Here is a 7,289-nt window from a genome sequence, read left to right on the forward strand (position 1 = left end):
AGTAGAAACTTATTCCGTACTTCCAAACCTTTTTACAATCTTTTTTTAATTTATTTTTCTACCCACTTAAAACCAAGAAGTTACAATACAAAGTTTTTTTTAACCTTTCGCCAGTTAATTCAGCTAAACCTATTATATCTTTATTGCAAACAAAAAACCAACTACACGAAGCCTTTATAACACACAATATAAAGTTTCAACTTATTCAATCTAATAACTGTAAAAGATAAAACGTTACTCCTTATATATAATAATATTGTACCTATTAACCGTGTAACATTGTTATAGCTAATAAAAAAGATCTACTTTTTTTCCATCTCTTTTTCCGCTTGAACTCTTGCTCTATTCTTTTGTACCCAATTTTCAGTCAATTCATCTTCATTGATAGGTTTAGCGGCCGCTTGCCTTATCAATTTACCTTCTGCAAAACATTTTATCAAAAACATTTCTATATAATAATCTTCTGGCACATCCATTGGATTATACTCTTTCTTTAAATTAATATTAAAAAGCTGAGCCGTTTTATTAGACCAAAAAGCTTTCCATCCACTTTTATAATCCTTTATCAAATCAAACGTTGTTTGCCCTGTTTGCCTGTGAATTAACTTAACTAGTATTTGACCTTGCTTTTGTGATAACTTTTTAAGTTTAGGCTCAAACTCATCGTTTAAATATTTTTCAGCAATTTTAAAATACTTCTTTTTTTCTTTTTCCGTTTTTAATTTAGCCATAGTCGTATTTATTTGGACTAATTTTTCAGCAGTTAATTTAGCATAAGGATAAACTACACGAACTCTTTTTTCTAGCAACTTAATTTGCTCTCTTTCTTCTTTAGTTAGTTTAATTGCATATTCATCTGACACCATCACTTCTTCAATTACAATTTCTTTGATGGTATCTGAATCGTGTATATATTCAATGGTATCTGAAATTCCAGAATTATTCTGTGCTCTTGCAAAAGATAATCCTGAAAAAATAAAAACTAAAACTATAAAAAATTGTTGCATCTTACCTATTATATATATGTGTCAAAATTATTAAAATTATTAGCAACTCTAATGCCAAATATTTAATTTAGCGAAAAAAATATAGAATGAAAAGCAAAAGTATTTTAAACGAGAATTCGCTAGTATTTTTAGAGCAGTACTTAAACAATGCCTCCCCAACGGGTTATGAAAATGAAGGACAACAAATTTGGATGGATTATCTAAAACCTTATGTTGATTCTTTTATTACTGATTTGTATGGCACAGCTGTTGGTGTGATTAATCCTGAAGCTCCATATAAAGTTGTTATTGAAGGGCATAGCGATGAAATTTCATGGTATGTTAACTACATCACAGAAGATGGTTTAATTTATGTCATCAGAAATGGAGGAAGTGACCATCAAATAGCACCTTCTAAAAGGGTTAATATTCACACAAAAAAAGGAATAGTAAGAGGTGTATTTGGTTGGCCAGCCATACATACTAGAGGAAGAAGCGGAAAAGCAGAAGAGACACCAAAAATTGAAAATATTTTTATTGATTGTGGCTGTTCCTCAAAACAAGAAGTAGAAGATTTAGGAGTTCATGTAGGCTGTGTTATTACCTATCCTGATGGATTTGAGATTTTAAATGGGAATAAATTCATCTGTAGGGCTATTGATAACCGTATGGGAGGATTTATGATTGCAGAAGTAGCACGTTTATTAAAAGAAAATAATAAAAAATTACCTTTTGGACTTTACATAGTTAATGCTGTTCAAGAAGAAATTGGTTTACGTGGTGCCGAAATGATTACACAAACAATTAAGCCAAATGTTGCTATAGTTACAGATGTTTGTCATGACACAACCACCCCTATGATTGATAAAAAAATAGAGGGTGATTTAAAAATGGGAAGAGGGCCAGTAATCGCTTATGCTCCTGCAGTACAAAACAAGCTAAGAGATTTAATCGTAGAAACAGCAGAAGAAAAAAAGATTCCATTCCAAAGACATGCTTCATCAAGAGTCACAGGAACAGATACCGATGCTTTTGCCTATAGTAATGGTGGAGTTCCTTCTGCATTAATTTCTCTACCCTTACGTTACATGCATACAACAGTAGAAATGGTTCATAGAGAAGATGTTGAACATGTAATTCAACTGATTTATGAAAGTTTATTAAAAATTGAAAACAATCATAATTTTTCATATTTCAAGAAATAACAAACATTAAAATTAAGGTTTTAACTTATTTTAATAATGCAAAATGAGTAAAATAGAAAATTTATCAATCGCAAAAAACTGGTTCGAGGCCTTTAACACTCATGATCTAGATGCTTTATTAAGTTTATATGACGATGAGGCATCTCATTTTAGTCCGAAATTAAAAATAAAAAAACCAGAAACTAAAGGTCTTATAAAAGGTAAAACGGAACTTAAGCTTTGGTGGGAAGAGGCTTTTAATAATCTCCCTAGCTTAAAGTATAAAAACACTTCTTTAACAGCCAATGAAGAACGAGTATTTATGGAATACATCAGACAAGTGGAAGGAGAAGATGATATGGATGTCGCTGAACTCTTAGAAATAGAAAAGGGTAAAATTGTATTTTCTAGAGTTTACCATGGATAAAAAAATCCCGAATAAATCGGGATTTTTTTATTTTCCAAGCATGCCTTCTTTTAAATCTTCATCAGCTGGCTTGTTGCACAACCAAATACCAAATAATGCTTTTTTAAAATCTAAACCTTCTATTGATCCTTTTTTGGTTCCATTTTTATAGACAACCACCCCATCTTCTGGAGTATAGCCAATAATAAAAACATCTCCTTTATTGATTTTTTCTTTAAAGAAACCTTTAAATTTATCAATCTTAGCTTTCAATGGAGCAGTTTTTTTGTTTGTAGCATTTTCAAAACCTTCATTTATTGCATTAATCATTTTTTCAGAAGTTATCATACCTGAAATAATATTCAATTTAATGGCCATACTTTCATTAGCATTCATTACCGCATTCCCATCAGAAGATTTTTTAGTAACATACAAAGAACCTACATATAAATCCATAAAAAACTTTTCACGCACACCTGCCCCATTCAAAATTAAACTTTTACTTTCAAAAGTTAATTTGCCGTCTACTTTTACACCTGACACAGTTGTTTGAGCTTGAGAAAAAATTGCCGTACAAGCAATTAATAAAGTTAGAATGATTCTTTTCATATTCATTTTTTTTTGAGTTAATATTTGCTAAGTTAATTATTTTTTTGTTTTAATTTATAAATAAATGCATTTAGTTCAAAACCTAGAAGCAATAAAATGCAGTTAATCCAAACATAAAACATCATAACTAAAAGTGTACCAATAGATCCGTACAATTCATTATATCTTGCAAATTTTTCAACATAAATACCAAAAACATAGGAAGACAATAAAAACAAAATAGTTGTCATTATTGATCCATGATTAAAAAAGTGAATGTTTCTCGTTTCTTTGGTACCAAACTTGTAAATAAGAGAAGTAATCGTTAATATCATAAGAATAACAAATCCATATCTTGACCATTCCAAAATTGAAATATTACTTGAAACATAATCTTGTAATTTAATTTGTTGCAGAATAATTTCCACTATAACTATTGTAGCTACGGTTAATAAAAGAAGAAAAGCAATAACTAAGGACAAACCAATTGCAACGCCATATTGTCTAAAATAACCTCTTTTTTTACTAATATTCGAAGACATTTCGAAACCATCTAACAAAGCATTAATTCCGTTTGACATTAAAAAAACAGACAAAAGAAAACCTGAGGACAATAAGCCTTTGTAACTATTACTCATAATGTCTTTCAAGATTGTCGCTATGGCATCATATGTATTGGGTGGTACACTTTGAGCAACAAATTCTAGAAAGTCTTCTTGAAAATGTTCTAGAGGAATAAATGGTATTAAATTGAGAATGAATAAAGCAAACGGAAATAAGGCCATAAAAAAACTAAATGCTATAGCACTTGCCCTATAAGTAAAAGCATCTTTAATTAGTCCAATAAAATAATGTTTAATCAAATCATAAAGAGAAATACCTTGTAATGTATCAAAAGTAACACCCTGCAATAAAGTAATCATTTGTTTTATTACAGGCCAATTTTTAATTTCTTCTTTACTTATTTGAATCATTATATTGCTTTTAAGCTTAAATCCATATTATAAATTGAATGTGTCAACGCTCCAGAAGAAATATAATTTACACCACACTCAGCATATTTTCTAATAGTAGCTTCATTAATATTACCCGAAGATTCTGTTAAACATTGATTACCTATTAATTCAACTGCTTTTTTAGTTGTCTCAAAATCAAAGTTATCTAATAAAATTCTGAATACTCCACCAGCAGATAATATCTGTTGAACTTCATCTAAATTTCTAGCTTCTACAATAATTTTCAAATCTCTATTTGTTTGTTTTAAATAGTCTTTCGTTTTTTGAATGGCTTGAGAAATACCCCCTGAAAAATCGTTATGATTATCTTTAAGCATTATCATATCATACAAAGCAAATCGATGATTTTCACCTCCGCCAATCTTTACAGCCCATTTTTCACAAGCTCTAAACCCAGGTGTAGTTTTTCTAGTATCTAATATTTTTGTAGAAGTGCCTTCTAAAAGTTTTACGTAGCTGTTAGTTTTCGTTGCTATAGCGCTCATTCGCTGCATACTATTCAATACTAATCTTTCTGCCTTTAAAATAGATTGTGAACTTCCTTCCACATGAAAAACTACATCTCCATGTTTTACTTGGGCACCATCTTGAATAAATGTTTCTATTTCTAATCCTGAATCCACATAGTTGAACACTTGTTTAGCAAAGTCTACTCCAGCAATGACACCTTCATCTTTTACTAATAATTTTGCTTTACCTTTTGCATCAGTTGGAATACAAGCTAAGGAACTGTGATCGCCATCTCCTACATCTTCTCGAATGGCGTTGGCAATAATAATATTTAATTCATTTTGAAATTGAGCTTCTGAAATCATAATTTATTGTAATGAAAGAATTTTAATAAAATATTTGAATTGTCACAAAAGTAAGGGAAATCAATAAAAATTTCCCACCCCGAGTGATTGCATTTAAATTTCATCTGTTGTAAAACTTTGCTGCATTGCTTTTTTCTTGTAGGGTCTGATTATCAATCGGGCCTCTCTATCAAATCTAATATAATTATAGACCCAATTTAAAAAAACTACTGCTTTATTTTTAAATCCGATTAACGAAATAAGGTGAACAAACATCCAGACAAACCAAGCAAAAACTCCATGAAAATGATACTTAGGCAAATCAACTACTGCTTTATTTCTACCAATAGTTGCCATAGACCCCTTATCATAATATTCAAAAGGAACAAGAGTCTCATTTTTTTGTAATCGTACTAAATTTTCTGCCAGTAAATTTCCTTGCTGAATAGCTGGTTGAGCCATTTGAGGATGACCATTTGGATATTGGTCAGTTTGCATTATAGCAATATCTCCAATGGCAAAAATATTTTCATATCCAATAACTTGATTAAAAGAATTAACTTTTACACGATCAATTCGTTCAAAAATCGCCTCTTTATTTAGACCTGAAATCAATTTTCCTTGAACACCAGCAGTCCATATTACCGTTGAAGTATTAAAAGATAAATCAGTATTAGTTGTAACGAGATGCCCATCATAACCAGTTACTCTAACATTTTTAAAGATATTAACGCCTAGACTTTTTAGAAATGCTTCAGAAGCCTCAGACGATTGTTTAGTCATAGTATTCAAAAGCCGATCAGTACTTTGAATTAAATTAATTTGCATTTTAGCAATATCCAAATCAGGATAATCTTTAGGTAAAATAGCTTTTTTCATTTCAGCCAGTGCGCCCGCTAACTCTACCCCAGTTGGACCTCCACCAACTAAAACAAAATTCATCAAATTCTCTCTCTCTTGTTCATCATCTGCTAAAAGAGCCTGCTCAAAATTTTCAAGAATAAAGCTTCTGATATTAAGGGATTGAGGAATAGTCTTCATAGACATACTATTTCTTTCAATCTCTTTGTTTCCAAAATAGTTGGTTTTAGTTCCCGTAGCTATTACTAAATAATCATAGTTTAATTCACCAATATCTGAAACAATTTTATTTTCAGACGGAACAACTTCTTTTACATCTGCAAGTCTAAAATAAAAATCATCATATTCTTGAATCACTTTACGAATAGGATATGCTATTGAATCGGGCTCTAAACCGCCTGTTGCTACCTGATATAATAAAGGTTGAAACGTATGATAATTGTGTTTATCTAGTAAAACAACTTGGTATTTTTTATTTTTAAGCTTTTTAGCAATTGAAATCCCAGCAAAACCTCCACCAATGATTACAATTCTTTTTAAGGGTGAACTCGGTATGTTCATTTTCAAACTGTTTATATACAAATTTACTACTTTTATCAAATGAATAAAGATTTTAATAGACAGTTTTTTAAATAACTTCAATAAAAAAGTTGAATCTAAATTGTAACAAAATTTGATTTCAAGTTACCAATAGTATGTATGAAAACATCCTCTGAAGAAAGTTTTGTAAAACAATTAAAAGAAAATCAGAATATTATCCACAAAATTTGTAGGCTATATACTTCTGATGAGGATGCACATAAGGATTTATTTCAAGAGATAACAATTCAGTTATGGAAAGCTTATCCACAATTTAGAGGCGATTCTAAATTTACTACTTGGGCTTATCGTGTAGGACTAAACACAGCTATTACTCTCTATCGTAAAAAGAAAAGAAGTATTGACACTACTCCTTTTGATACCGAATTTTATCGAATGAAAGATGATGAGTACAATTTTGAAGAAGAAGAGCAATTAAAACTAATGTATAAAGCCATAGGCGAATTAAATGATATCGAAAAAGCCTTAATATTTTTATATCTTGAAGACAAAGATTATACAGAAATTGCAGAAACTTTAGGTATTAGTGAGGTAAATGCACGTGTAAAAATGAATCGTATCAAAGGAAAACTGAAAAAAATATTAAATCCGTAACCTATGGATGAATTAGAATTATTAAAAAAAGATTGGAAGAAAAAAGAACAGCAATTTAAACAAGTATCTGAACAAGATATCTATGGCATGCTACATCAAAGTTCTTCATCAATTGTAAAGTGGATTTTTATCATTAGTATAATAGAATTTTTAATTTTTAGACTTTTAGATTTTACATTATTTTTCGATGAGGCTTTTATCAATAGATTAAAAAGCTATCATATCTATGATATTGAAAAAGTAGCAACAGGAATTAATTT

8 protein-coding genes and 1 pseudogene are annotated in these 7,289 nt (G+C 29.9%); 4 read left to right on the plus strand and 5 right to left on the minus strand.

The features are described from left to right. Positions 1-302: 302 nt before the first annotated feature. Positions 303-1,007, minus strand: a complete 705-nt coding sequence (locus tag QZ824_RS09970) for a DUF4294 domain-containing protein (RefSeq protein ID WP_291275874.1) — start codon at positions 1,005-1,007, stop codon at positions 303-305. An 86-nt stretch (positions 1,008-1,093) separates the two neighbouring features. Here QZ824_RS09970 and QZ824_RS09975 point away from each other — a divergent pair, with 86 nt between their 5' ends. Together QZ824_RS09975 and QZ824_RS09980 are read left to right on the plus strand one after the other, a co-directional pair. Continuing rightward, complete coding sequence (locus tag QZ824_RS09975) at positions 1,094-2,191, plus strand: M42 family metallopeptidase (protein ID WP_291275875.1); 1,098 nt, start codon at positions 1,094-1,096, stop codon at positions 2,189-2,191. Between the two features lie 43 nt (positions 2,192-2,234). After that, positions 2,235-2,597 carry a nuclear transport factor 2 family protein gene (locus QZ824_RS09980; RefSeq protein WP_291275876.1) on the plus strand — a complete coding sequence of 121 codons (363 nt, stop codon included), beginning with the start codon at positions 2,235-2,237 and terminating at the stop codon, positions 2,595-2,597. 27 nt (positions 2,598-2,624) lie between these two features. Here QZ824_RS09980 and QZ824_RS09985 read toward each other — a convergent pair whose 3' ends face one another. From QZ824_RS09985 to QZ824_RS10000, 4 genes are all read right to left on the minus strand, one after another. After that, a complete protein-coding gene (locus QZ824_RS09985) occupies positions 2,625-3,185 on the minus strand; it encodes a chalcone isomerase family protein (protein ID WP_291275877.1) in 561 nt (186 codons plus the stop codon). Between the two features lie 32 nt (positions 3,186-3,217). Beyond that, a complete protein-coding gene (locus QZ824_RS09990) occupies positions 3,218-4,138 on the minus strand; it encodes a YihY/virulence factor BrkB family protein (protein WP_291275878.1) in 921 nt (306 codons plus the stop codon). Beyond that, a complete protein-coding gene (nadC, locus tag QZ824_RS09995) occupies positions 4,138-4,995 on the minus strand; it encodes a carboxylating nicotinate-nucleotide diphosphorylase (protein WP_291275879.1) in 858 nt (285 codons plus the stop codon). Before nadC ends, QZ824_RS09990 begins: the two co-directional genes overlap by 1 nt. Before the next feature lie 93 nt (positions 4,996-5,088). Further along, entirely contained in the window at positions 5,089-6,396 is a 1,308-nt protein-coding gene (locus tag QZ824_RS10000; RefSeq protein ID WP_291275880.1) for an NAD(P)/FAD-dependent oxidoreductase, read from the minus strand. A 138-nt stretch (positions 6,397-6,534) separates the two neighbouring features. Here QZ824_RS10000 and QZ824_RS10005 point away from each other — a divergent pair, with 138 nt between their 5' ends. Continuing rightward, on the plus strand, positions 6,535-7,029 hold the full coding sequence (locus QZ824_RS10005) for a sigma-70 family RNA polymerase sigma factor (RefSeq protein ID WP_291275881.1): 495 nt from the start codon (positions 6,535-6,537) through the stop codon (positions 7,027-7,029). A 3-nt stretch (positions 7,030-7,032) separates the two neighbouring features. Then, a pseudogene (locus tag QZ824_RS10010) lies at positions 7,033-7,289 on the plus strand (hypothetical protein); the annotation flags it as partial.

It is taken from the genome of Flavobacterium sp., assembly GCF_021151785.1.
Taxonomy (GTDB): Bacteria; Bacteroidota; Bacteroidia; order Flavobacteriales; family Flavobacteriaceae; genus Flavobacterium.